The 26,656-nt window shown below is 57.7% G+C and carries 20 protein-coding genes and 2 pseudogenes; 14 read left to right on the forward strand and 8 right to left on the reverse strand.

The genetic code is table 11. The annotated features are described in order from the left end of the window. Positions 1 to 55: 55 nt before the first annotated feature. The 8 genes from CAF73_RS03675 to CAF73_RS03710 are packed head-to-tail and all read left to right on the forward strand — an operon-like array spanning position 56 to position 8,390. Positions 56 to 2,596: a hypothetical protein gene (locus CAF73_RS03675; protein WP_085701963.1), complete on the forward strand. Its 2,541-nt coding sequence runs from the start codon at positions 56 to 58 to the stop codon at positions 2,594 to 2,596. Further along, on the forward strand, positions 2,596 to 2,934 hold the full coding sequence (locus CAF73_RS03680; RefSeq protein WP_085701964.1) for a hypothetical protein: 339 nt from the start codon (positions 2,596 to 2,598) through the stop codon (positions 2,932 to 2,934). The genes CAF73_RS03675 and CAF73_RS03680 overlap by 1 nt, the downstream gene beginning before the upstream one ends. Further along, positions 2,924 to 4,549 (forward strand): phage terminase large subunit, encoded by a 1,626-nt coding sequence (terL, locus tag CAF73_RS03685; protein WP_085701965.1) that lies wholly within the window; start codon positions 2,924 to 2,926, stop codon positions 4,547 to 4,549. The genes CAF73_RS03680 and terL overlap by 11 nt, the downstream gene beginning before the upstream one ends. A gap of 25 nt (positions 4,550 to 4,574) precedes the next feature. Continuing rightward, positions 4,575 to 7,145: a hypothetical protein gene (locus CAF73_RS03690; protein ID WP_085701966.1), complete on the forward strand. Its 2,571-nt coding sequence runs from the start codon at positions 4,575 to 4,577 to the stop codon at positions 7,143 to 7,145. Between the two features lie 40 nt (positions 7,146 to 7,185). Continuing rightward, entirely contained in the window at positions 7,186 to 7,512 is a 327-nt protein-coding gene (locus CAF73_RS03695; RefSeq protein WP_085701967.1) for a hypothetical protein, read from the forward strand. Beyond that, on the forward strand, positions 7,509 to 7,742 hold the full coding sequence (locus CAF73_RS03700) for a hypothetical protein (protein WP_085701968.1): 234 nt from the start codon (positions 7,509 to 7,511) through the stop codon (positions 7,740 to 7,742). Before CAF73_RS03695 ends, CAF73_RS03700 begins: the two co-directional genes overlap by 4 nt. Continuing rightward, positions 7,720 to 8,139 carry a glycoside hydrolase family protein gene (locus tag CAF73_RS03705; protein ID WP_085701969.1) on the forward strand — a complete coding sequence of 140 codons (420 nt, stop codon included), beginning with the start codon at positions 7,720 to 7,722 and terminating at the stop codon, positions 8,137 to 8,139. Before CAF73_RS03700 ends, CAF73_RS03705 begins: the two co-directional genes overlap by 23 nt. Next, complete coding sequence (locus CAF73_RS03710; RefSeq protein WP_218191822.1) at positions 8,136 to 8,390, forward strand: hypothetical protein; 255 nt, start codon at positions 8,136 to 8,138, stop codon at positions 8,388 to 8,390. Before CAF73_RS03705 ends, CAF73_RS03710 begins: the two co-directional genes overlap by 4 nt. Positions 8,391 to 8,717: 327 nt before the next feature. Here CAF73_RS03710 and CAF73_RS03720 read toward each other — a convergent pair. The 6 genes and pseudogenes from CAF73_RS03720 to gcvA all read right to left on the reverse strand — a co-directional run. Continuing rightward, positions 8,718 to 9,104 (reverse strand): annotated as a pseudogene (locus tag CAF73_RS03720) (tyrosine-type recombinase/integrase); the annotation flags it as partial. Positions 9,105 to 9,379: 275 nt separating this feature from the next. Then, on the reverse strand, positions 9,380 to 10,228 hold the full coding sequence (locus CAF73_RS03725) for an ABC transporter permease (RefSeq protein ID WP_085701970.1): 849 nt from the start codon (positions 10,226 to 10,228) through the stop codon (positions 9,380 to 9,382). 6 nt (positions 10,229 to 10,234) lie between these two features. Continuing rightward, positions 10,235 to 11,509: an ABC transporter permease gene (locus tag CAF73_RS03730; RefSeq protein WP_085695989.1), complete on the reverse strand. Its 1,275-nt coding sequence runs from the start codon at positions 11,507 to 11,509 to the stop codon at positions 10,235 to 10,237. A 39-nt stretch (positions 11,510 to 11,548) separates the two neighbouring features. Next, the gene (locus CAF73_RS03735) at positions 11,549 to 12,631 is read right to left on the reverse strand and encodes an ABC transporter ATP-binding protein (protein WP_085701971.1); all 1,083 of its coding nucleotides are present in this window, start codon (positions 12,629 to 12,631) and stop codon (positions 11,549 to 11,551) included. Positions 12,632 to 12,756: 125 nt separating this feature from the next. Next, entirely contained in the window at positions 12,757 to 13,950 is a 1,194-nt protein-coding gene (locus CAF73_RS03740; RefSeq protein ID WP_256574605.1) for an ABC transporter substrate-binding protein, read from the reverse strand. A gap of 118 nt (positions 13,951 to 14,068) precedes the next feature. Beyond that, complete coding sequence (gene gcvA / locus CAF73_RS03745) at positions 14,069 to 14,965, reverse strand: transcriptional regulator GcvA (protein ID WP_085695992.1); 897 nt, start codon at positions 14,963 to 14,965, stop codon at positions 14,069 to 14,071. Between the two features lie 307 nt (positions 14,966 to 15,272). Here gcvA and CAF73_RS03755 point away from each other — a divergent pair, with 307 nt between their 5' ends. From CAF73_RS03755 to CAF73_RS03775, 5 genes and pseudogenes are all read left to right on the forward strand, one after another. Continuing rightward, positions 15,273 to 17,771 (forward strand): CoA transferase, encoded by a 2,499-nt coding sequence (locus CAF73_RS03755; protein ID WP_085701974.1) that lies wholly within the window; start codon positions 15,273 to 15,275, stop codon positions 17,769 to 17,771. Between the two features lie 95 nt (positions 17,772 to 17,866). Beyond that, a complete protein-coding gene (locus tag CAF73_RS03760; protein ID WP_085701975.1) occupies positions 17,867 to 19,024 on the forward strand; it encodes an iron-containing alcohol dehydrogenase in 1,158 nt (385 codons plus the stop codon). A 55-nt stretch (positions 19,025 to 19,079) separates the two neighbouring features. Continuing rightward, positions 19,080 to 20,576 carry a CoA-acylating methylmalonate-semialdehyde dehydrogenase gene (locus CAF73_RS03765; RefSeq protein WP_085701976.1) on the forward strand — a complete coding sequence of 499 codons (1,497 nt, stop codon included), beginning with the start codon at positions 19,080 to 19,082 and terminating at the stop codon, positions 20,574 to 20,576. Between the two features lie 90 nt (positions 20,577 to 20,666). Continuing rightward, positions 20,667 to 22,325, forward strand: a complete 1,659-nt coding sequence (locus tag CAF73_RS03770; protein WP_139834805.1) for a BCCT family transporter — start codon at positions 20,667 to 20,669, stop codon at positions 22,323 to 22,325. Positions 22,326 to 22,429: 104 nt separating this feature from the next. After that, positions 22,430 to 23,627: pseudogene (locus CAF73_RS03775) on the forward strand (MFS transporter). A 269-nt stretch (positions 23,628 to 23,896) separates the two neighbouring features. Here the strand turns inward: CAF73_RS03775 and CAF73_RS03780 are convergent. After that, positions 23,897 to 24,880, reverse strand: coding sequence for an MDR family oxidoreductase (locus CAF73_RS03780; RefSeq protein WP_085701977.1), 984 nt, complete (start codon positions 24,878 to 24,880; stop codon positions 23,897 to 23,899). Positions 24,881 to 24,928: 48 nt separating this feature from the next. Next, the gene (locus CAF73_RS03785; protein WP_085695998.1) at positions 24,929 to 25,561 is read right to left on the reverse strand and encodes a TetR/AcrR family transcriptional regulator; all 633 of its coding nucleotides are present in this window, start codon (positions 25,559 to 25,561) and stop codon (positions 24,929 to 24,931) included. A gap of 613 nt (positions 25,562 to 26,174) precedes the next feature. Between CAF73_RS03785 and CAF73_RS03795 the strand changes: the two genes are divergently transcribed. Next, entirely contained in the window at positions 26,175 to 26,543 is a 369-nt protein-coding gene (locus tag CAF73_RS03795) for a hypothetical protein (protein ID WP_085701979.1), read from the forward strand. Positions 26,544 to 26,656 lie beyond the last annotated feature (113 nt).

Here is a 26,656-nt window from a genome sequence, read left to right on the forward strand (position 1 = left end):
GAAACCGTCTACCCCCCGCCCATAGGCTTGCCTCCATTCCCACAGGAGGCAGGCCATGCGCGCCGAATGCATTCAAGCCGTCACCCAGGCCATCGGCCGATCCCTCACCCAACCAGAAATCCAAGGCATCGAGGACAGGTTGCGCCGCAACATGCGTCAGCTCGCCCAGACCGACCCCGCTTGGCAATCCAAAACTGCCGTTGACCGTCTCAACGAGGCCGCAACCAAGGCCGCGAAGGAGCTGGTAGACGAGCAGCAGCTCAAGAAAAAGCGCGTGGCCCTGACGATCATGGCTCACGACCGCATCGACAGTTACATGAAGCGATTCCCGGATCAGCCGCTCGAAGGCCTTGACCGGTTGCTGGCGTTCTCCAGTGACGGCAAGAGCGGGATCTTGTCCATTGAGTCTGCCACTCGCGCGATCCGCGACGACTCGCTCAGCCGCATGCTGGACGTCATCGACGTCACTAAAGGCAAGTTCATGGGGCTGTTTCAGAACGAGGCCGGCAACCTGGCACTGGTGCGCGAGCTGCACGGCGAAGATTCAGGCGTGCCAGAGGCAAAGGTTGCAGCCAAGCAGTTCAAGGACGTCACTGAGCAACTGCGTCAGCGCTTCAACCGCGCCGGCGGCGACGTTGGCTTTCTGGATGATTGGGCCATGCCGCGCGATCACTCGCAGGTCAAAGTCGCGAAGGACCAGGCCAAGTGGGTTGGCGACCATATCCAGTGGGCGAACCGTGCCAAGTACATGAAGGAAGACGGCTCGCCAATGAACGACGCGGAGCTGACCGACTTTCTCAACCATGCATGGCAGACGCTTGCCACCGGCGGCGTCAACAAGCTGGAACCGGGCAACGTCGCCGGCAACGGCATGCGCGCCAACCGTGGGAGCGAATCGCGCCAGATCCATTACAAGGACGCCGAGTCGTTCATTGCCGCCCAGAAGGCCTACGGCGAGCGCAACCTGCTCGAGCTGCTGATCGGGCATATCGACCGCGCGGCCCGAGATATCTCGCTTGTGGAAAACCTCGGCCCGAACCCGAACAACCAGTTGCGCTACTTCCTCGACGAAGGCCAGAAGGTGACGGACATGGCCGATCCTAAGAAGTCCGAAAAGACCGCGAAGCAGCGCCGTAAGATCGAACACCTTTACGAAGAGGTTGCCGGTACCCGCGAGCCGCCGGCGTCACCCGCGCTTGCCAATGGCTTCGATACCTACCGGGCGCTCAACGTGGCCAGCCGCTTGGGTTCTGCCGTGCTGACCTCCATCACTGACCAGGGCACGCTGGGGCTGACCGCCTCAATGAACGGCATGCCGGTGATGAAGGTGTTCGCCAATGAGATTCGTATGCTCAATCCAGCCAGCGCCGGGGATCGTCGAGCCGCACAGCGCGCTGGCCTTGGCCTGAATCAGTTGATCGGCAGCCTGAACCGGTGGGGCGCTGATGGTCTGGGTACAACTGAACAGATATCTGGCCGCGTCTCGAAGTTCTCACAGACCGCCGCCAGCAAGGTCATGCAGGCCTCGGGCTTGAACGCATTGACCGCCGGCACGCAGCGCGCATTCGGCGCCACGATGATGGACACCATCGGCGATATGTCCCGCCGTCACCCAACCATTGCGGCGCTGGATCCCGCTGACAGCAAACGCCTGCTCGGGCAGGGTGTTACAGAGACTGACTGGTCCGTGTGGCGCCTGGCGCAGCCAGAGGACTGGCGCGGCGTCGGCGACACAGTGCTGACGGCGAACAGCATCTACCGCATTCCTAACGCCGATCTGGTGCCACTGGCACAGCAACTCAGCACAACCCCGCAGCGATTGAAGGATCAGGCCGCCACCAAGCTGCTGGGCACCGTGCTGGATGAAACCAACATGGCAATCATTGAGCCGGGCGCGCGCGAGAAGGCACTCATGCACGGAGGCGTTGAACGCGGCACCTGGAAGGGAGAGCTACAGCGGTCGTTCTGGCAGTTCAAAAGCTTCTCGATCGCCATGATGATGCGCCACATCCGGCGCGGCATGGCACAAGAAGGATGGGGAAAGGCCGGTTACATCGGCACGCTGGTCGCGTCGACCACTGTGCTCGGCGGTATGGCTATTCAGCTCGGTGAGATCGCTGCCGGCAGGGATCCCAAGGACATCACCGACGACGAAAAGCTCGGTGTGCCCGGCCTACGGTTCGGCATTGCCTCTTTCCTCAAGGGCGGCGCGCTTGGCCTTTACGGAGACTTCCTGTTTTCCGACACCTCCCAGGGTGGGCAGTCGTTCATCGGCGCCATTGGCGGCCCGATTGCTGGCGATATCGAAGCCTTGTCGAAACTCAAGGGGAACGCTGCTGACGGCAAGGGCAGTCAGGTCGGCGGCAATCTCGTTCGCTTCGCCAAGTCACACACGCCAGCAGCAAACCTCTGGTACACCCGCGCCGCGACTGACCACCTGATATTCAACCAACTGCAGGATTACTTTTCGCCCGGGTACCTGCGCCGGATGAAGCAGCGCGCCCGCAAGGAGTTCAAGCAGTCGTACTGGTGGGAACCGGGCGACACCACACCAGATCGCGCCCCGAACCTTGGCGCCGCTGTAGGAGTGAAATGATGCGTGACGACCAGATCACCCGCTTACAGGCACTCAGCGAAAGGCTGGGCGAAGTCGTTATCAACGAAGTCGACCCGCACAACTGGCCCGGCGATGGGAAGACACCGGCCGAGCTGACACAGGAGGAACGCGGCAACCGGTATTGGTGCAAGAAGAACGCCGCCGCCACGATGACCCTGCTGCTCAAGGTCGTAAACATCGCCGGCGTGATGAATCGGCAGAAGCCTGCACCGGATGCTGGGCACTCCATCGATGAGCTGGATGGCGAGCTGGCCGCCGCCGAGCGTGAGGCACAGGCCATCATCGAGCGGATGCAGAAGGCCGGGAATGTCCACTGACAAGGAAAAGAAAGTCAGCCTGCTGGTCTTCTTCCTGATATGGGCAAAGCGGATGCGGTGGCAGGTCCCGGACATTCACGTCCGGGCGTTGATCTGGCTGGAGGCCAAAGAGTCTCTGGCCGTTTTGCGTTGCTTCCGGGGCTTCGGCAAGTCCACGTTGCTGGCGATCTACAACGCTTGGCTCTACTACAAGGATCCAACCTACCGAATCCTGCACCAATCCGAATCCGACCCCACGGCCTACAAGACGAGCCGTGACACACAGAACGTCATTCGCAATCACCCGCTGACCCGCCACCTGTTACCGCCCAATCAGGGCACGGTTGAGCAGTGGTGGGTTGAGGGCGCTGCCGACTTCCGTAACGCCAGCATGTTCGCCAAGGGCATCTTGTCGAACGTAACGTCTGCGCGTGCTGATGAATGCCAGAACGATGACGTTGAGGTGCCGCGCAACATCCAGACCCCAGAGGCACGGGAGAAACTGCGCTACCGCCTCGGCGAGCAGACGCACATCCTGGTGCCCGGTGGCAGCAAGCTGTACATCGGCACTCCGCACACGCATGACAGCCTGTACGACGAACTCGAAAGCATGGGCGCCGATTGCCTGACCATCCGGATGTTTGCCCAGGAACATCGGATTGACGACGCCAAGCTCAACGCCTACGACGTGCCATTTGTGCCCGACGTGGTGTTTTCCGGCATCGGCAAGCACGCTCGCGTACTGGTGGCCGGCAAGGACTATCAGGTCACCAAGACCGGGATCGCCTTCTTCGTGCCGCCCGGCACATTGGTGGACTGCTACGCCGGCAGCGCCTGGCCTGAACGCTTCGACATGGCCACGCTGGAGACTCGGCGCCGTGAAACCCGCACCATCAACGAATGGGATTCGCAGTACCAGCTCCACTCAAAGCCTGTCACGGAAGTGCGCCTAGACCCGGCGCGGATCATCCCGTACGACACGGAAATCACCATGCGGCACGCCAACGGCGCCGTCGGCATGTTCCTCGGCTCTACGCAAATCGTCGGCGCGGTGGCCTATTGGGATTGCTCGCTGGGCAAGGTGAAGTCTGACGCCTCGGCGTTCTCCCTGATTCTCACGGACACGCCGGGCCAGCTTTACTGGCACGTCGCGGAGGAAATGACGGGCGAGCTCGCCGAGTTCGATGCCAGAAACAGGATCATTGGTGGCCAGGTGCACCAGGTGCGCGAACTGGTCATCAAGTACCAGATCCCGCGCGTCATCGTAGAAACCAACGGCCCGGGCGGCTTCGTGCCAAACATCCTCAAGCAGGCGCTCAAGGGCACCGGGTGCGGGGTAGGGGAGGAATACTCGAGCGCGAACAAGCAGAAACGGATTCTCGATGGTTTCGAATCACCACTCTCCGCCCGATTCCTATGGGCGCACATGCGCGTACTGAAAGGCCCGGTGTGGGATCAGATGCGCGACTTCAACCCGGCACTGACCAATCAAGACGATGACTTTATCGACTCCGGCGCCGGCGCAATCACCGCCACGCCAGTGCGTATCGGTCGAATAGTCGGGAAACCGACAGAGGTGCAGCGTGACGATTGGCGCCCAGACGCGGGCGTGCACGAAGTGCAGGTTGAATACTGAGCCCGCCACCACCAAGGGGCGCAGTATGTCAGTTCAAGAAGGTCCAGATTTCAAGCGGTACGCCGCGAACGGGACGTCACTCACCTTCGCCATTCCGTTTCTGTTGCTCAGCGCCTCTGACCTTGTGGTAACCCTCGACGGGTACGTGCTGACTACTGGCTTCGTCCTGGCCAATGTGGGCGGCGTCAACGCTTCCGCAACGTTCAGCACTGCGCCGATTGGCGATCTGTTGTTTCAATCCAAGATCAGTTTCCAGCGCCTTGTCGATTACCAGGACAACGGCGACCTGCTGTCGCCGACCCTGAACCGTGACTTTGACCGTCTGTGGTTGGCGCTCAAGGGCATCCGACGCGATTCGGGCCGCGCCATCACGGTCAGTCTGTTGGAGCCTGAAGGTGTTCCGCCTCTCCCGCCAGCGAGCGCGCGCATCAATCAGATGATGGGCTTCGACTCTGTTGGCAATCCTGTTGTGGTGGCGCCGGCAAGCGGCTCGGCAAACGAACTGGGCATCCTGTTGCAGGACACCATTGATCCGTTCAACGGTGACTACAAAATCGGCGTGCGACAGGCCACACCCAACGCCGTCGGCATCTCCCAGCACGCAGTCAACTTGCAAACCGTATCCTTGCAGATGTACGGGGCGAAGGACGACTGGAACGGCACCACCGGCACCAACTGCGCCACGGCAATTGCCAACATCGTCGCCGACTTCCCCAATGGCTGCCGCATCCGCGCCCCGAGGACAGTTGGCGGCAGCGGCATCTACTACATCAACGGATCTGCCGGCTCTGCTGATATGTCGAAGTACGTCCTCGACACCGATCCTGACGTATCTTTCTGGCACGTTGGCACGAACACCCACTTGATCGGCCCAGGCCTGCGCACCACTCGCTCCGTATCAATCTACCGCGCGACCCTCGGTTACACGTACTACCTCAGCGCAACGCCTTACGGCGATGTTGCGGGCAAGCCTTATGTTCTGTCGGCTGCCGATGGTGAGGCGCCAATCGTAGAGCGGATCATCACTTCGGCCACGAACACCATGCAGTTCAAGGCGGTGAGCTTTTCGACTGGAGCGCTGACGGACGCTGCGGCATCCACGGATGGCAACTTCGCCAACTTTGGGAATATCTCGGGAACCGGCTTTACCGTTGGCTCTGTAGCGATTCGCCCTGGGCAGGAGGTTCACGCTCAAATCACGCTCCCGAGCAACTTCGGTAAGGTTTGCGCCTACGTTGAAACCGAGGGTGGGTGGGTCATTTTCGCCCAAGACGCAATCACCGGCGGGGTGATCACTCGCTACGTCTTCCTTGAAGGTTTCGCCATCCAGTCAACGAACATCGGCTCGCCTTTTTCGGATGCTCCGGCGTACAACCTTGCAGTTGCCACGCTCGGGATCAAGGTGCATGGCGTTCGGTCATTCTCCGTCCTTTTAAACCACGTAGAGGTGGCGAGGATGGATGAGCAGAATCTGACGTCCGACATCCTTCGCGCTGGTTGGGGCGCCGGACAGGTGAGCAACACGAACCCGGCTTACATCTCCCATCCATCGCGAATCCGCAACAACCGTACATATGGCATGCGCCCGCTGAAGGTCGTGATTGCTGGCGACTCGACGTCGGACAAGGTCAACCCTTTCTCAATGGTCAACCATATGCGCCGTACGGCATCAGGCGTTGGCGGGATTCAGTTCAAGCTGATCCGCAACCAGGCAATTGCTGGGCAAACCGCGCTCCAGCAGCGCGACATCATCAACGCGACCGACTACCAAGCTCTTGGCGGCTTCGATTACATGCTGGTCGACGTCGGCATCAACGATATCGGCGGCGGCTCCACGGCTACCGACTTCATCACCGCCATTGTCGACATCATCAACCGCTGCGCGACGTTCAACATCATCCCGCTGATCGGCATCCCTGCGATGTTCTACGATCAGGCGTCGGCCGCTCCTTACGGACAGACAGGGCAGGGAACCGCCAACGCTGACCGAGGCGCACCTTACCGACTTCCACTGCTGCGCAAGCTGGCAGAGCTGAACGTACAGGCCGTGATACTGCCGATTCAGGACATGGGCGCAATTCTTCCGAGCAGCCTTGCCAATCCAGACTTGAACCCTGTCGTGCAGGACAACGTGCACCAGTCGAACTGGGGCGGTGAACTGAAGGGGATGGCATGGGCTAAGGCCTTGATTGGCTACATGTACGCCCGTGTACGCAAGGACATTGCCTACCGCACTATCAAGGCGTCATGGATTCCCGCAGCGATCCAGGCTACCTACGGGAATCTCGTCAAGCCAGCCTTCGGCATCAATGGCGACACCTTCTACATGGGTAACGCCTTGAACATGCCCGCCGGCGTGTCGAGCACCCCAGGGCCCGAGGTTCCGCCCTTCGGCACCAAAGTCATTCAATTGCCTGCGACGTATGGGCCGCCGAATCAGCGCTTTATCTGGCTGCCTGCCGGCGTGACGAATGGCAACTGGACGCTGCAAGTCCTGATGCGCTTTGACCAGGACGGAGCCATTTACACGCAGCGTTCTACACCGACTGCCGTGTACGTGGATTTCTCTTCTGTCTCTTGGCCACTCCCGAATTGATCCACTACCAACAACATCAACTGCCTGGAAGGGTGACCAATTGAACAATGTAGAGCGGCGCCCCGAGGGCGGAAGAAATCAAGGCGACCGGATCGGCGCACTTGAGCAGGACATGAAGGTGGTGCGGCATCGCCTGGATACCTGGGATCGACGGCACGAAAACTCACCGGAGCGCCTGACGAAGCTGGAACAGCAGTTTGAGCACCAGTCGGACAAGCTCGATGATCTGGAAACGGGGATCGAGAACATCAATAAAGCCATAGGCCGTATGGGAACCAAAATCACCTACGGCCTCGGCGCAGCCGCTGCAATTATGGTCATGTTCGACAAGATCTGGCCGATTATTTCCAAGGGGTTGGGGTCATGAAACCGGTGTCTACGTGGCGTAAATGGTGGAAGAAATACAGCACCTGGCTGGCGTTATCGCTGCCGGCGCTGACCGTGGCTCGCGAGGCGCTGCCCAACCTGCAAGAGCTGATCCCGCTGCCTCAGTACAAGCTGATCGCCGGGGTACTGGGGTTTGTCATCGTTGTGGCCGTGAACATCAAACAGAACTCTGTGTCGGGGGTGAACGATGAATCGGGCAAGGCTCAGTAAGCAGCTCGGCGTCGATGAAGGGCGCAAGCGTCGGATCTACCGGGACACCGTCGGCAAGTTGACTGTAGGCGTCGGGCGCAACATCGAGGATCGCGGTCTGCGTGACGATGAAATCGACCTGATGCTCTCGAACGATATCGACGAGGCCCTAGGCACGGCCCGAGCGCTGTTGCCCAACTTCGACAAACTCGACGAGGTGCGTCAAGAGGTGGTGGTGAACATGGCGTTCAACCTTGGCATGACGCGGCTGGGCGGCTTCCGTAAGTTCCTGGCTGCGCTCAACGCCTTCAACTACGCCCGTGCTGCTGACGAAATGGAAAGCTCGGCGTGGTTCAAGCAGGTCGGTGATCGGGCCAAGCGGTTGGTATACGCCATGCGCGAGGGGAAATTCCAATGAGCCTTGCAGCCATCATCTCGCTGATTGCCGGCTTCGTCCTGCTGCTGGTAGGTGGTGTGGCAGGCCGGGCCTCTGGCAAAGCTGCCGGGCGCAAGGAAGGCGCCGAGGCTGCGAAGGTCGAGCAAACATCAATTCAGAACGAAGCGGCGGCCCAGTCCGCTATGGAGCGCACCCGTGTTGAAACTGAAATCAATGCTGGCACTGACGATGATCTTGATGCTCGGCTGCAAAAGCACGACCGGCCTGGTTGATACCGCGTGCACTTGGGTGAAGCCCATCACCACCACTGCGACAGAGCGCAAGGTGATGACCCGGGAGACAAAGGTGCAGATCGCAGCCCACAATGACCTGTACGATAGCCATTGTGCCGCGCCGAAGTGAGGGCCAGCGCACCACAAAAAGTACAGTAGTTAGCACATTGGCTATGATGGCTGCCTGTAAGCCACTGAAAACATTGGATGTTATGCGTCAAATTAGGTTCCGGCTTCGGGCACCATCTTAAATCAAGGGTTTGCGGGCGAATGCTGATGCAAACCCTTGTTTGTTTCCGGTCCGCAATTTCGACAGTGGTCCGCAATTCACTTCGTGGGCATGACTCTTTTGCCCTTGCGATTTCGAATGTACTGCTCGGTCATCACGACAGTGGTATGCCCAGGTTGATCCTTGGCCTGCATGATATCGCCACTCGATTCCGCCTTGTCGGTGCCAGCCTTGGCGCGCAGATCGCGCATTTGGAACTCGGCCTTTTCAACTCCAGCGGCCTCCCGGGCCACATCAAACCGCCTCCGCAACATTGCCTCCGTCATCGGAGTGCCATCCTCTGTCACGATCAGCCGCGTCGAGTGGACCTTGTGCCCAGCTTGACGGGCCATGATTCGATCAATCAAAACCTTCAGCTCGCCAATGACCTCGATTCGCCGTTTGGCCTTCGTTTTTCCAATCAGCTCGTCGCGAATGGACGATTCGCCGCTACTAACAAATGGTATTGAGCTGTCGATGATACCTGCGAAAATCTGGACTGGACTAAAGCTCCGACACAGTCCGCTCATCATGGCGATAATGGCACCTGCATCGCGTCCTTCGCGTTAATGATTGCAGACGAATTCGTTCAAACTTCGCAGGGAAATCCATTACTTCAAAAGCTATACCATTGAAGGGAGTCAAGCACTGTAGGAGAGCTGCTGGGAGCTTTGTGTCGCCCAGCCGACGGCGACTCAGGCGCTGTCGGCTAGGAGCCGGTTCACTCCTTGATACCACGTAAACGCAAGGCGCGGCGGCGCATGATTTCAATCGCCACCAACAACATCACTGACCCCAGAATCAGTAACGTAGCGGCGGCCAAGATGGTCGGGCTGATCTGCTCTCGCATCCCTGACCACATTTGCCGAGGGATTGTGCGTTGCTCGATGCCTCCGAGAAATTGCACCACCACTGCTTCGTCGAACGAGGTAACCATGGCGAAGAGGCCTCCGGAAATGATTCCGGGGCGAATTAGCGGGAAAGTGATTCGCAGGAAGGTATAGGAGGACGATGCACCCAGGCTCGAAGCGGCCCGTGTCAACGAGTGATCGAAGCTCACCAGGGTCGCAGTCACCGTGATGATCACAAACGGTGTGCCAAGTACCGCGTGGGCGAGAATGATCCCAAGATGGTTATGCGCCAGGCCCAAGGTGCTGTAGAAGAAGTACATACCTGCCGAGGAAATGATCACCGGGACAATCATCGGTGAAATCAGAGTGCCCATCAGCAGTGCTTTGCACGGCAGGTTTGAGCGACTGAGCCCCAGTGCCGCCAAGGTGCCAAGCAGCGTAGCGATCACCGTCGAACTCGCGGCGATGATCAGGCTGTTTTTGAATGACAGTAGCCACATTGGATCTTCCAGCAACTCGTGGTACCAGCGACTGGAAAACGCTGCCGGATCGAGCTTGAGCATACCGCTGGTGAAGCTGAAATAAGGCTCGACGTTGAAAGACAGTGGAATAACTACCAGCACCGGCAAGATCAAAAACAGCAGCACCAACAGACCGAAGCCGCGAACGCCGTAGAACCAGGTGCGCCCCAGCGGGCCGGTATAACTTGGAAGGCTCATTTTCGGTTACCCCAGTTTCATGTTGCTGATGCCGACCACACGGTCGTACAGCCAATAGAGAAATAGCACGATCAACAGCAAGATGCTGCCGATGGCCGCGGCCAGGCCCCAGTTGAGTGAGGTTTGCATGTGGTACGCGATGAAGTTGCTGATGACCTGGCCGGTACGCCCGCCCACCAACGCTGGCGTGATGTAGTAACCAATGGCGAGGATGAACACCAGAATCCCGCCAGCGCTCAGGCCCGGCAGAGAAAGCGGAAAATAGATGCGTACAAAGGTTCGCAACGAGCTGGCACCCATAGAGTGCGCAGCACGGATGTAGGTCTGATCGATGCTCTTCATCACGCTGTACATCGGCAGCACCATGAACGGCAGCAGGATGTGCGTCATGGCGATGACCGTGCCCCACATGTTGAACATCAGATCCAGCGGCTGGGCAATCAGGCCGAGCTTGAGCAGGGTGCTGTTGAGCACGCCGCTCGATTGCAGGATCACCATCCAGGCTGTAGTGCGTACCAGCAACGACGTCCAGAAGGGCAGCAGTACCAGAATCATCAGGACATTACTGACTTTGGCCGGCAGCGTGGCCAGCATGTATGCCAGCGGGTAGCCCAGCAACATGCATAGCAACGTGATGCCGACGGTCATGGTCAGGGTCTTCAACAGAATGCTGACGTATATCCGCCGGCTCTCGGGTTGACGTACCACGTTGCCCTGATCGTCGTATTGCAAGTCCAGGGCGGCCAGATAGTGGATGCCCGAATACGCAGGCGCCATGGATTTGAGTTGTGCCCAAGTGCCGAGTTGCCCCCATCGACTGTCTATGCTCACCATTCCCGCTGCATAGTTTCCGCTGGCAGGTCTGGACTTGCCCAGCTCTCGCGCGGTTTTGCTGAACAGGCTTTGGAAGCCACTTTTGACCCGGTTGAGATCAGAGCCCACTCGGTCTAGCTGCTGACTATGATCCAGGCTGACTATTTCTTCAGCCAGTGTCGCGTAAACCTGTTCATTCGGCACGGCCTTACCGTCCCAGTCACCCAGCGCCTGGCTGGTTAGCGGCATGTAAGTCGATAGCGTTCCATTTTCTACACTGCGCATCAGCATGGTTCCGATGGGCAGCAGAAAGAACACCGTGATGAAGGCCAGCAAAGGGAGAACCAGCAGCAGGGAACGAACCTTATTGACCCGTTCTGCTCTTTGTAAACGGACGCGCAGGCTCGGTTGCGCATGGTCATCAAGGACTTGCCCGCTCAGCGGCCGGGCGGCATATGAACTGCTCATGGTGGACTCCAGTGAAGAGTGATTGGCAGGCGTCATGGCTCAAGCATCCAGCGCGCGACAGTCGTCGACAGCCCAGCCCAACATGATTTGCTCACCGACACTGGGACAACTTCGTCCAGCGGCATTGACAACCTTGACGATGAATTCCGAGTGCCCGGCCAATTCCAGGCGGGCGCGTAAGTGGTCGCCGTGGTAGATGACCTCGAGAACGCGAGCGGGCACACGGTTCTCACACTCCCACTGAGCCGGGTTCATCAACACGCGCTCGGGGCGAATCGAGAGGGTAGTAGGTGAGCCCACTCCCGAGACTTTTACCGCACGGGCCTTGAGCAAGTGCTCGCCAACACGCACGGTGCAGTATCCATTCTCGATCGCCGTGACCTGGCCGTGCAGGCGGTTGTTCTCACCAATAAAGCTCGAGACAAATGCGGTTTCCGGTTTTTCGTAGAGATCTGACGGATTGGCCAATTGCTGCACGATGCCGTCGTTGAAGACCGCGATGCGATCAGACATGGTCAGGGCTTCACTCTGAACGTGGGTGACGTACACCACGGTGATACCCAGTTGCTTGGACAGGCGCTTGATCTCGTACTGCATCTGTTCGCGAAGCTGTTTATCCAGCGCGCCCAGTGGCTCATCCATCAGCACCAGTCTGGGCTCGAAAATCAGCGCACGGGCCAGTGCCACGCGTTGCTTTTGCCCCCCGGAAAGCTGCGCCGGCATGCGGTTGCTCAACTTGCCCAGGGCAACCATGTCCAGGGCTTGGGTCACACGCTGTTGAATCTCGCTGCGACTGAAGTTACGCACCTTGAGCGGAAAGGCCAGGTTCTCGGCAATGGTCAGGTGCGGAAACAAGGCATAGTTCTGGAACACCATACCGATGCCGCGTTTCTGCGGCGCAATGTCGTTGACAGGCTTGGCGTCGATGCAGATTTCCCCGTGGGTAACGGTTTCAAACCCGGCAAGCATCATCAGGCATGTGGTCTTGCCCGAGCCGGAAGGTCCCAGCATTGTGACGAACTCGCCTTGCTGAATATCCAGGTTGAAGTTCTTCACTACGAGCGACTCGCCGTCGTAACTTTTTTGAACATTGCGGAAACTGACAAACGATTGTGAATCCATGGGGCACCTATTGTTCTTGTTCGAATTGCGCTGGAATAACGCCGCGCTTCGCTCCGCGCTGAAGTAACGGCGTCACGTGTCCCTGAGTTTTGATGGCAGCGGCCTCCCGTAGCCGCTGAAAAGACTTATCTGGCCAGCCAGGCGTTGAAGCGTTCGTTCAACTCATCGGCGTGGTCACCCCACCATTCGGAGTTCACTTGCAAGGCGTTCGCGAAGTTTGCGGGGCTGGTAGGCAAGTCAGCCTGGACTTCCGGGCTGAGCATCTTTTGCGAGGAATAGCGCGTAGGGCCGTAGGGGATGTAATTGGCTTGATCGGCGAGTACCGAGCTTTGTGTCGCAAACTTGAGGAAGTCGAAAGCGAGGGTTTTATTGGTATTTCCTGCCGGTAAAACCCAGGCCTCCATGTCATAGACCTGACCGTCCCAGACGATCTTGAATGGCTGGTGTTCTTTCTTGCTGGCAATCACGATGCGCCCGCTGTAGGCGGAGGTCATGCTGACCTGGCCATCGGCTAACAGCTGTGGCGGTTGCGCTCCAGCCTCCCACCAGACGACCTGATCCTTGATGGTGTCGAGTTTGGCGAAGGCGCGATCAAGGCCTTGCTCTGTTTCAAGTGTTGCATAGACTTGGTCACGGGGAACGCCGTCGGCCATCAAGGCCCATTCCAGATTGACTTGCGGGGCCTTGCGCAATGATCGCTTGCCAGGAAAACGCTTGATGTCGAAGAAGTCTTTCAGTGTCTTGGGTTGCTCGCCCGTAAAGGCGTTGCTGTTGTAGGCCATCACGGTGGACCAGACGTAGCTGGCAACGCCGCAATCGCTTAACGCGCCGGGAATGAAATCTTTTTCGGCTGGCGTGCCGTCGGGGGCGGGAGCGAGGGACTTTGGGTCGATTTTTTCCAGCAAACCGGTATTGCAGGCGCGTAATACGTTGAGCAACTCGGCATCTACCACGTCCCAGGAGACTTTCTTGCTGTCGACCTGGGTCTTGATCTGCGCGATGCCACCGGAGTAATCCTCGGAAATGACCTGGGTACCGGTCGCGGCCGTAAATGGTTTATGGGCGGCTTGAATCTGCGCATTGGTCAGGTTGCCGCCATATGACACCACTGTAAGGCTTGTGTTGGCCAAAGCACTGGCGCAGATCAGGGGACAAAGCAAAAGCAAAGGGAAGCTGTTCATACGTGATACCCGTTTTTTATTGTTGTGGGTAACCGTTGCGGGGCGATACGCACGCTGTCGGCGCAAAGCCTCAGTAACGATCAGGGCTTCACTGTCTGAAAAAACACGGAAGGGGAAAAGCAATAAAAAAAAGGCCAATGGGGCGAATTTATTTATGCGTGAGCGGTGGAAGGTTATCCCTGGGACCGCTCGAGGGCTCCAGTTGATTGCACCGTGTTCCGGTCGGCCACAGTCAACTGGAAACGCCGCAGGGTTATCAGATCCGGCGTTCGGCCTGGGCCTCTTCGGTCAGCCATTCGGCAAACGCAGCCGCTTGAGGATTGACAATCTTGTGTGGTGAGTAGACCAGGTAAAACGCCTCTGAAGTTTCAAACCGCGCAGCCAATGGTGCGATCAATTGACCCGACGCCAAGTGCTGTTCGACCAACGTTGAGCGGGCCAGTGCTACCCCTTGGCCCAGCTCGGCCATTTTCAGGGCCGAGATCAGCGTGTCGAACTGCATGCCTTGTGAATAATCCACATGATCGGCCTTGGCCTTTTTCAGCCAGTAACCCCAACCTTCTTCATAGCCCAGAACGTGCAGCAGTTGGTGATGGCCCAGGTCGGCAGGGGAGTTCAGCGGTTTTTCAGGGCACGGCAACTCGGGCGCGCACACGGGGAACAGTTTGTCCCACGTCAGGCGCTCGCTCTTGAGCCCCGGCCATTTGCCGCTGCCGTAACGAATCTCCAGATCTGCTTCGAGATCGGTTTCGCCCATCCAGATATTGCTCGTGATTCGCAGGTTGATCTGGGGGTGTAACTGGCGAAAGCGAGCGAGCCTGGGTGCCAGCCAGTGGGTGAAATAAACCAGGCTGAAGCGGATGGTCAGCACTTTACGATGGCCTTGGCCGAATATCTCATCGGTCGCCGCTGCCAGTCTTTCCACCGAGTCATGTACCGCCGGCAAAAACGCCAGTCCCGGTTCGGTCAGCTCCAATCCCCGGGGCAAACGCTTGAACAGCGCAGCACCGAGTTGCGATTCGAGAGCCTTGATCTGTTGGCTGATAGCAGCCTGGGTCAGGTTCAGCTCCAATGCGGCATCGGTAAAGCTGAGGTGACGCGCCGCAGCCTCGAAGGCGCGCAACCAGTTAAGTGGAGGCAATCGTTTTTTCATGGTGCCGAACTCGATGGCGTGCACGCCTGTTGTTGTAATCCCTGCCTTTTGGCAAGGCCGGATGCTATGGATTCGGGATCATCGGAGCATAAACCCATAAATCCTGCTTGCAATACATAAAAAAAATGACCCCTCAGGGCTTTTTTTTATTGCTTTCGCCGACACCGACTTTTCACGAAAGTATTCGTCAAGTCGTTCTTCGGCAGTCGGCCACAGCAAGGGCTGCGCCACGTTGCTGACGACCTCAAACATCAAGAAATGGCCTGCCCGCAACTGCTGGCAGGTCAATAAAAATAAAGGGTGAATCATGGCACAGCGCAGTCAACTGCCTCTTTGTGGCGTTAACGTCATCGACTTCGGTCAATACATTGCCGGCCCGGCCGTTGCGATGATCCTCGCGGATCTCGGAGCGACGGTCATTCACATCGACCCACCCGGTGGGCCGCTTTGGGATAGCCCGGCCAATGCCGTGCTCAATCGCAACAAGCTCTGCGTCAGTCTTGACCTGAAGTCGCCTGAAGGCCTTCAGCGGGCACGGCAGATGATCGCCAAGGCTGACATCCTGATCGAGAACTTCCGTCCAGGCGTCATGACTCGCCTGGGCCTCGATTTTTCCGAGCTACGTACCGAGCGCCCAAGCCTGATCACAATTTCCATTCCAGGCTTTGCCAGCAACGATGAGCTACGTCGGCAGTGGCGCGCCACTGAAGCAATCATCGCTTCGGCCTCCGGTGTTTTCACTGACATGGGGCAGAACCGTGTATTGATGGGATTCAATCCGAGCTTCTCGCCGCTGCCACTGGCCTCGGCGTACGGCACTATGCTGGCCGCGTCCTCGGTGATGCTGGCATTGCAGGCTCGCCAACGCACCGGTCTGGGGGACGAAATAGAAGTACCGCTGGCGGCAGCGGTGATGGAAGGACTGTCGTATAACTCGATCAAGATCGACGATTATCCGCTGCGCTACAAAACCCTGCGCGAAAAGGAAATCGAGCGCCGACGTGCGCAAGGTTTACCGATGAACCTTAGCTACGACGAGTTGCAGGAGTACCTCGACCCGTTCTACCGCACGTACGAATGCGCCGATGGCCGAAAGTTCTATGCGGTCTGCCCGTCGCACCGGTCTCACGCCAAACGCTGCCTGCAAGCCATGGGGTTGCTGGATGAGATGATCGCTGCCGGCTTGCCCAAGGTGGATGACCCGTACCTGCCGTTCTCGCAGTGGGAAGGCGATGCCTCGCTTGGGGTTTATCCGCTCCCGGCCAATTGGGCCAAGCGCATCTCCGAGCGCATGAAAGAAGTGTTTCTGACAAAGACCTCGGCGCAGTGGGAAGTGATTTTCGGGGAAGGGCAGTTCCCCGGCACGCCACACCGTTCGACCCGGGAGTGGCTGCACGACGAGCACGCCAATACCGCAGGGCTCGTGGTCGATGTGATCGACCACAAATACGGAGTAATGAAGCAGCCGGGACCAATGGCCTGGCTTGAAGACAGTGCGGCTCTGATGCTCGCCCCCGTATCGCGCCGCGATGTCAGCATTGACGAGGCTTTGGCAACGCTGGACGAAACGCCGCGTGATGTCCTGCCGGCAGTGTCGGATTCCGCGCCGAAGGGCTGGCTGGACGGTGTACGGATTCTTGATCTGACCAACGTCATCGCCGGTCCACATTCCACTTCCTATCTGGGACGCTTCGGCGCTGAGGTGATCAAACTTGATCCGACCACGCCAAACTATGATCCGTGGAATACGGTGGTCTTCGGCCTGTCGTCGGCGCGCGGCAAACAAAGCATTCTGGTCGACCTCAACCAGCAGGAAGGACGCGAGGTATTCGACAAGCTGGTACAGACCGTCGACGTGATCGTAATGAATGCGCCTGATCGTCAACTTGCGCCGCTGGGGCTGGATGAGGCCAGCCTCAAGGCAATCAACCCAGGAGTGATCTTCTGTCAGCTCGATTGCTTCGGTGGCCCACGCCGCGGGCCGCGTACCGACTACCTGGGCTACGACGATCTGATTCAGGCCACAACCGGCATCATGTTGCGCTTCGGCGGCGGGATGGAAACGCCAGAAGAGCATGCGCACGTCGGCACGATCGATGTCATGTGCGGATTCGCTGCGGCGTTGGGTGTGGCGGCGGCGCTTTACCAGAAAACTCGTACCGGTCAGGTCAGTCGCGCACGTACATCGCTGGCGGCGCTTGGCAACCTGGTACAGGTTCCGTTCTGTTATGACTACGTGGGACGTGCGCCATTCGATGAGCCATCGGGACGTGACGTGATGGGATACCACGAATTGTCGCGCTTCTATCACACCGCTGACGGCTGGTTGTACCTCGATACTGACTTGACCGAACTTGAGCGACTGGACTCGGTTGACGGGCTGAGGGGTATTGCTCAAGCGCAGGATCGTGCGGCATTCCTGACCCTGGCGCTGGCCCAGGCACCCGGTGAAACCTGGCAGCAACGCCTGCAAGCGGTGAATCTGGCTGCCGCCGTTCCGGACAATATTGATCAGCTACGCCAGCGATACAGTCGTGCTGCGGATGGTCTGCCGGGCACCGGGAACGGCAGTTACTCATTCAGTGTGTATGCGGATCATCCAAGCGGTCATCGCATTACGCAGCTGGATCCGTTTGCAATTCGCCCACGGCACGCACCGATTCGTGCATTGCCACCGGCTGAAAAGTTTGGTGCCTCGACCCGCGCCGTCATGCGCGAGATGGGCTTTAGCGAGCCACAGATCGAGGCACTGATGGATAAAAAGGTGATCAACGACAGCTGGAGCCAGGAATACCTGCCGAGCTGACCTGCACCCACCCACCGAACCTTCTTACAAGAACCGATAACAGGGACGGCCGTTGCCGGGCCGCCCCCTGCCTGTATCAAACTTCTGGAGGCATCATGTCCAACCAAATCGTCCTGCCACGTATCCTGCAAGTCGGCGCCAAGGCCAGTCAGGCCATTCCGGATGTATTGGCCAGTCTGGGTTGCAGTCGCCCGCTGATCATCACCGACAAGATGATGGTGCAGTTGGGTTACGCACAAAATATTCAGGATGTACTCGCGGCCAAAGACATCACCGCCGATGTGTTTGCCGACACAGTTCCGGAACCGACCATCGCCTCGATTCAAGCAGGTCTTGAGCATACCCGGAGCGGCAGCTATGACAGCATCATTGCCCTGGGTGGCGGCAGTCCGATCGATAGCGCCAAGGCCATCAGCATTCTTGCCAAATTTGGCGGCCAGATGCGCGATTACAAATTCCCGCGTCAGGTGAATGAGCAGGGACTGCCCATCATTGCAGTGCCTACCACGGCAGGCACCGGCTCTGAAGTCACACGATTCACAATAATCACCGATGAAACGACCGACGAGAAAATGCTTTGCGTAGGCATTGGCTTCATGCCGGCCGCAGCACTCGTCGACTACACCCTCACTATGAGTCTTCCCGCCCGCGTAACCGCTGACACCGGACTGGATGCACTGACCCACGCCATCGAGGCTTACGTCAGTCTCAAGGCCAATCTCTATAGCGACAGCCAGGCACTGGCAGCCATGAGCCTGATCGGTCCCAACCTGCGTCGGGTTTATCGCGATGGCCAGGATGCCGAGGCTCGGGAAGCGCTGATGCTCGGCTCGACACTGGCTGGTGTCGCATTCTCAGCCGCGTCGGTGGCACTGGTGCATGGCATGAGCCGGCCGATTGGCGCGTTCTTCCATGTTCCCCATGGTCTGTCCAACGCCATGTTGCTGCCGACTATTACCGAGTACTCGATCCCCGGTGCCCCACGTCGTTATGCCGACTGCGCTCGGGCCATGGGCGTCGCCACTGCGCGAGACTCCGATGAAGAGGCCAACGCCAAGTTGCTGGCGAATTTGCGCTCGCTCAATGACGAGCTGCAAGTGCCGACGCTGGAAGGCTTCGGTGTCAGCCGCGGCAAGTTTTTCGAAATGATGCCGCTGATGGTCAAGCAGGCACTGGCGTCCGGCTCTCCTGGTAATAACCCACGGGTTCCTACTGCTGACGAAATGGTCGAGCTGTATCGCAACCTTTGGTAAGCCGGCGCACATATCCGCGGCTAGACCGCACACTTCAATAATAAGGAACGCATATATGAACACCGTAGGCCATTTGATCAACGGCGAAGTTATCCTCGATAACGGCCGTAACCAAGCCGTTTTCAACCCGGCAACAGGCGAAGCGACCAAGCAGGTTCTGCTCGCTTCGAAATCGACTGTTGAAGAAGCGATCACCGCTGCTGAGGCGGCATTCCCCGAGTGGCGTAACACGCCCCCGATCAAGCGGGCCCGGGTGATGTTTCGTTTCAAGGAATTGCTGGAGCAAAACGCTGATCGCATCTGCCAGATGATTGGTGAAGAGCACGGTAAAATTCTTCACGACGCCATGGGCGAGCTGCAGCGCGGCATCGAAAACGTTGAATACGCCTGCGGTGTGCCCGAGTTGCTTAAAGGCGAACACAGCAAGAATGTCGGTCCCAATATCGATTCGTGGAGTGAGTTCCAGCCGTTGGGTGTGGTCGCTGGTATCACGCCATTCAACTTCCCGGCGATGGTTCCATTGTGGATGTTTCCGATGGCTGTTGCCTGCGGCAACTGCTTCATCCTCAAACCGTCCGAGCGTGATCCAAGCTCGACACTGTACATCGCCCAATTACTGCAGGAAGCCGGTCTGCCAAAGGGCGTGATGAGTGTGGTCAACGGTGACAAGGAAGCCGTTGACACCCTGCTGCATGACCCGCGCGTGCAAGCGGTGAGCTTCGTCGGTTCGACGCCGATCGCCGAGTACATCTATCGCACCGCCGCCGCCAACGGCAAACGCTGCCAGGCATTGGGCGGGGCGAAAAACCACGCCATCGTCATGCCGGATGCCGACCTCGACAACGCCGTCAACCAGCTGGTGGGCGCGGCCTTCGGTTCGTCCGGCGAGCGTTGCATGGCGCTGTCGGTAGCGGTCACTGTCGGTGATGCAACGGCTGATGCGCTGATTGAGAAAATGCGCGCAGCTATGGCCAAACTCAAGGTCGGCCAGTATCAGGACAAGACCAACGATTTTGGCCCGTTGATCACCCGTGAGCATCAGCAGAAGGTTGTTGGCTATATCAACAGTGCCCAGGAGGAAGGGGCAGAGGTGGTGGTTGATGGTCGCGACATCCAGGTTCCGGCCTGTGAAGGCGGGTTCTTTGTTGGCGGCACGTTGATTGATCACGTCAAACCGGGCATGCGCTGCTATGAGGATGAAATCTTTGGCCCGGTGTTGCTGGTCGTCCGTGCCCAGAGCATGCAGGAAGCCATGAAGCTGATCGACGATCACGAGTACGGCAACGGCACCTGCATTTTCACCCGGGATGGCGAGGCTGCGCGTTATTTCTCCGACAACATAAAAGTCGGCATGGTCGGGGTTAATGTGCCGCTACCGGTGCCAGTCGCCTACCACAGCTTTGGCGGCTGGAAGCGATCGCTGTTCGGCGATTTGCATGCCTACGGGCCTGATGCCGTGCGTTTTTACAGCAAGCGCAAAACGGTGACTCAGCGCTGGCCGTCGTCGGGCATTCGTGAAGGCGCCGAATTCTCGATGCCTACCATGAAGTAACACCGGTGATGCGTACCGGGCACGGTCTCGCGCCGGCAGCCCGGTACCTGGGTGTCAAACCTCCAAATATCATAATAAAAGGCTACCTGGATGTTGATGTCGTCACCTCCTCGGCGCGTGCTCTCGGCACACGCCACAGAAAAAGACCTGCCCCTTATCGTTATCAGCCTCGTGGTTATTACGGCGGCTGTCGGCGCGCTGACCGCATCGCCCGAGCATTCCAAAATGCTGGCCGAGCAATGGTTCGATACGACCACGCGCTGGTTCGGCTCTTGGGTGCAAATGCTCGGCTTCGCTTCGGTCGTCATTGCCTTTGCGTTGGCGTTCAGCAAATACGGGCATATTCGCCTCGGCACAGGCGCGCCGCAGTACACCAACACAGGCTGGGTATTCATGTTCATTTGCGCGGGCCTGGGTTCTGCCACGATGTACTGGGCATTTATGGAGTGGGGCTACTACTACCTAACCCCGGGGCTGAATATCGCCCCCGCTAGCAAGCAAGCACTCGAATTCAGCATTGCCTACTCATTTTTTCATTGGGGCATCACACCTTGGGCCATGTATGCCATTGCCTCGCTGGCAATGGCATACCATTTTCATGTCCGACGAAATGAAGGTCTCAGCCTGTCGAGCGTGATGCAGGCGATCACAGGCCTCAAGGCGAAGGGGCCGGCGGGGCGGGCGATCGATCTGATCTTCCTACTGGCAACTTTCGGTGGCCTGGTGCTGACCATTACACTGACAACCTCCACGGTATCCCGTGGGCTGGCTGACCTTCTGGGCTTGACCGATGGCTTTATGCTCAAGGCCGGTCTGGTCATATTAGTGACGCTTGTTTTCTCCCTGACTTCTTTCGTGGGAATCGCCAGCGGCATGCAGCGTCTGGCAAAAGTTGCCTGTGCGCTGACGCTGCTGTTCGGATTAATCGTTTTGATACTGGGGCCCACTCAGTTTGCCGTGAGTAACATCACCAATGGAATCGGCTTGATGCTGCAACACTTTGTGCAGATGAGCCTTGCTACCGACCCCACTGGCAATGGTGATTTTCCGCGCGGCTGGACCGCGTTCTATTGGCTCTATTGGACGACCTACACACCGGGCGTAGCGATCTTCGTTACCCGCGTATCACGCGGGCGAACTGTACGGGAAGTGATACTGGCGATGATTCTGGGCGGATGCGCTGGTTGCTGGTTTTTCTTCGGCAGTCTGGAAAGTTTCGCCATTCATCAGTTCATCACCGGACTGATCGACTCGCCGGCCATTCTCAGCAGCGGTGGGGGGGAGGCGGGGGTTTCGATGCTGCTCATCAGCTTGCCTTGGGGCAAGTTGATGGCGGCGCTGTACTTCCTGCTGATGCTGGTATTTTTGGCCTCACACCTGGATGCCGTCTCCTTCACCGTGGCTGCCACCAGTACGCGTAACTTGCGCGAGGGCGATGATCCTGCACCTGGGCTTCGAGTGTTCTGGTGCGTCATGTTGGCGGCACTGCCCACCGCCATGCTGTACATCAATGCACCGCTGACCACGCTCAAGACCGCCGTGACCCTTGCTGCCATTCCTTTCATTCTGGTGTTGGTGGTGATGATGCTCGGGCTGTTCCGGTGGTTGCGTCAGGATTACGGCAACCTGACGTCGGCACAAATCGAGTCGCAGTCCCGAGAGTGGCTTTCGAGTCAGCCTGCAGCGGACAGTGTACGTATATCTAACGCCATGAGCGGGTATCGGGTGACTGAAACAGGCACGGCCTGATCGGTCATGCCAACTGGCGGTCGGCCGCTCCACACAGATTATTCATAAGGGCAGTGGGGATGACCCGGCTGATGACAGAAGGAAGCACCATCGTGGTCAATACAATGCGCTCCAGCGCCAGGGTGATTATTGGCAGTGCGCTGATTCTGGCGCTGTCGTTGGGTATTCGACATGGATTTGGCCTGTTTCTGGCGCCGATGAGCCTGCAGTTCGGTTGGGGGCGTGAGATATTTGCCTTCGCGATTGCCTTCCAGAATCTGTTGTGGGGGCTGGCCCAACCATTCGCAGGAGGGCTGGCCGATCGTTACGGTGCGGGCAAAGTCGTGTTCACCGGCGGCGTGCTCTACGCTGTGGGTTTGTTGTGCATGAGCTTTGCAGATTCACCGTCGAGCCTGATGCTCAGTGCGGGCGTACTGGTGGGCATTGGTTTGTCTGGCACGACGTTTTCGGTGATTCTGGGCGTAGTCGGCCGGGCGTTACCGCCGGAAAAACGCAGTATGGGCATGGGCCTGGCCAGCGCTGCCGGCTCGTTCGGTCAGTTCATCATGTTGCCTGGCTCATTGGGAATGATCGAGGGGCTGGGCTGGTCCAAGGCATTGCTGATGCTGGGTGTACTGGTCGCCTTGATCTTGCCTTTGGTCAGTATGCTCAACGACAAACCGCTCCCTGTCGTCGGCGTCCAGCAAACTCTGCGTGAAGCCTTGCATGAAGCTTGTACCCACTCGGGATTCTGGCTGCTGGCATTCGGTTTTTTCGTCTGTGGTTTTCAAGTGGTGTTCATCGGCGTGCACCTTCCGGCGTTTCTACTGGATCAACATTTACCAGCCACGACCAGCACAACGGTGCTGGCGCTTATCGGCCTGTTCAATATTGCCGGCACCTATGTCGCCGGCTGGATAGGAGGGCGATACTCCAAGCCGCGCCTGCTGACTGTGCTGTACTTGTTGCGTGCGCTGGTGATTGGCGTTTTTCTTGTAGTGCCGGTCACGGCTTTCACGGCTTATCTGTTTGGCATTGCCATGGGGGTGCTGTGGCTCTCGACGGTTCCATTGACCAACGGCACGGTTGCGACGATTTTTGGCGTGCGAAATTTGTCGATGCTCGGCGGTATTGTTTATCTCTGCCACCAACTTGGTGCCTTTCTGGGGGGGGTGGTTGGGGGGCGTAGTCTATGACCGCACTGGCAATTACGATCTGGTGTGGGAAATTGCCATTGGGTTGAGCCTGATCGCCGCAATCGTCAATTGGCCAATCCGCGAGCGACCACTATCTCGCCTCGATATCACAATGGCTAAGGCATGAGAAAAGGAGTGCTGGCAACCCTGCTATGCGCAGGGGGCTTGTCGCTGGCAGGCGGTTGGATCGGCTGGATGCGCGTCGGTTTGCAAGCATTACAGATCGGGCCGGGCGCTTGCGGGTAGCGGTGCCCTATTGCGGATCGACAATAAAATTTGTCAAGAGATGGGCTCAAGACCGCATGACCGGACGCTGCGCAGCTGTTGCCATGTGTGGCGTGTTCCCCACCGCGCAGTGCCCTATGCATCGTTGCAAGAATGGCGACTGGTTGTTACTCAGCCGTTGACATTTACTATGAGGCGGCCGCGTATTTTTCCGTCAAGTAAATCCTCCGAAGCCACCAACGCCTGTTCCAGACCAATTTCCCGGGTGATCAGGGCAAGGTTGTTCAAATCCAATTCTTTCGCAAGTCGCTCCCACGCCTCGATACGTCTAGATTTGGGTTGGGTCACGCTGTTGATGCCCAACAGATTGACGCCTCTCAAGATGAATGGTGCAACTGAAGAGGGAAAGTCCATCCCCTGCGCCAATCCGCATGCCGCAACGCTCCCCTCGGCTTTGGTTGCGGCGCAGACATTGGCCAGTGTATGACTGCCTACCGAGTCGATTGCGGCTGCCCAGCGCTCTTTGACCAGAGGGCGTCCCGGAACCGAAAGTTCGCCTCGGTCGATGATCGTATCAGCCCCCAATGCTCGCAAATAATCGGCTTCTTGGGGCCGTCCGGTCGACGCTATGACGGTATATCCCCGCCGTGCAAGAAGGGTGATTGCAAAGCTTCCGACCCCACCATTTGCCCCAGTGACCAGAATCGGCCCTTGATTCGCAGTGAGACCATTTCGCTCAAGCGCCATGATGCAAAGCATGGCGGTATATCCTGCGGTTCCGACTGCCATTGTTTGGCGTTCATTGAGCCCTTCAGGCAGCGGTATGAGCCAGTCACCGTTGACTTTGGCCATCTGGGAAAGTCCGCCAAAATGACTTTCGCCTACGCCCCAGCCATTGAGCAGGACACGATCGCCTGGTTTATAGGCCGAATGAGAGCTGGCTTTTACAGTGCCCGCAAAATCGATACCGGGCACCATCGGGAATTGTCGAACGACCGGGCTTTTACCGGTTATCGCGAGCGCGTCCTTGAAATTCAACGTGCTATAAGCGACCTGTACCAAGACATCCCCATCCGGTAACTGGGCTTCGTCGAGATCGGCCAATCGGGATTGATAATGTTCACCGCGTTTTTCGGCAACAATCGCTCTAAACATTTTGAATCTCCTTACTTTAGACTGATCGTCTTTAAAAGGGCGGAAGCTTCACCGAGTGATGCCGGCGAGAAATCCTGAGAAGAAAATATCCAGCGGGGAAACATTCCCGACGAGTTTGGCGCGCAGCACTGCGCCCTCCCAGCCAATCCAAAAAAAGGCAGCAATGGATCTGCAGTCGGCTTGCTGCGATAGCTCGCCAGCGGCGACTGCCTTTTCCAGACAGGCTGCTACAAGAGCCTGCCAATCGTTCAACACAGCGTCGACCCGCACTCGAAAACCATCGGGCAGAGCAAATACTTCCTGGCCGAGGTTGCCTACCAGACAGCCTCGGCGAAACTCATGTCTGGACATCCCAGACTTGGCATCCTCAACAAAGTTTGCCAAGCGTTGCAGGGGAGGGAAGTCGGGGTTTAGCAGATGGCGCTCTAGTTTGCGTGCAAAGAAATTTGCATAAACCTCAAGTACCTCCATGCCAAAGGCTTCCTTGCTGTCAAAGTAGTGATAGAACGAGCCTTTAGGCACCTGAGCAGATTTTAGAATGCTGTCGATACCGGTACTGGCAAGGCCTCGTTCAGTAAGCATTTCCACCCCGCGGCGAAGCAAGATTTCGCGGGTATCATCATGCTCTCGGGCAACTTTTGGAGGACGTCCTCTGCGGACTGGAGATTTGGTGTCGGTCATGCAGGTACTTTAGACCGATCGTCTTTAATGTCAACTCTCAATCTCAGAATAGAGTGCATAATCACAAGCTGAGGTCAGCATGCCGTTAACTACGCTCCTGCGCTGTGACGATCTTGTCGCCACTGGCAATTACTACCGCGAAACTCTCGGTTTCACCGTGAGTGACTCCGCTGCGTCAACAATCACTGTGCGATTGGATGACTGCAGTCTCATCTTTACTGAACAGGATATTTGGGGAGTACCAGTCGGGTACTCGGGTACGCTCTACTTGGCGATATCGAATGTAGATAGTTATTACGAGTCAGTGATCAACAACGCCAATATCGCTTGGGCACTTCAAGATACTGACTATGGTTCAAGGGAGTTTGGACTGCGCGACTGCAATGGCTACTACCTCGCGTTCACACAAAAATCGGTAGTCTGAATCGCGGTCAGCCTAGCAGGTTATTAAAGTTCCAGACCTGGCCGACACCAGACATTCACGGACGTCTGCTGTTGGCCGAAAGCGGTAGCCTGGTACGGCAGGTTTCGGCTAGAAGCGCACTCGACAGTTAGCCGCTGATGTCTCTACGCTGATCGATCTGGTGAAAGCACACCACTAAAAGGAGCAGTCATGTTGGTAGTTGCCATTGATCGAGATAGCGTTCATGCGGGAGATGATCTGGAAAGTCATGCAATATCGATCACACTCGATCAATCAGCAACACTGCGCACCTTGATCGAAGTGATACAAGATTTGGACTACCTACCTCTTATCAGTGGAGGCAAGGCCACTTGGGTTGTTTATTCATCTGGCAAACCATTAGGTGTTTTAGCCCAGCAATGGCCAGAACCTAAATGGGTCGTGCGCCCCGAGAGCATCGTGGATCAATATTTCGGCAATATCGAGCCTCGCCTACTTTTCAGATATTGGTGTCAGGCAGATCCAGATGAGGTCTTTTCGGATGCCCAGGCCGGAAACGAACTGCCATCACGATTTTAGGATAGGCAGGAGGCATTGCTTCAGATCAATGCGGTTCAGATTACTGCTGTGGGTCGATAGCTGCCTCCTTGAACGACTGCTTCTGGCCGAAAACGGTCCTTTCTGATTTGGCC

This window comes from Pseudomonas sp. B15(2017) (genome assembly GCF_002113215.1).
Taxonomy (GTDB): Bacteria; Pseudomonadota; Gammaproteobacteria; order Pseudomonadales; family Pseudomonadaceae; genus Aquipseudomonas.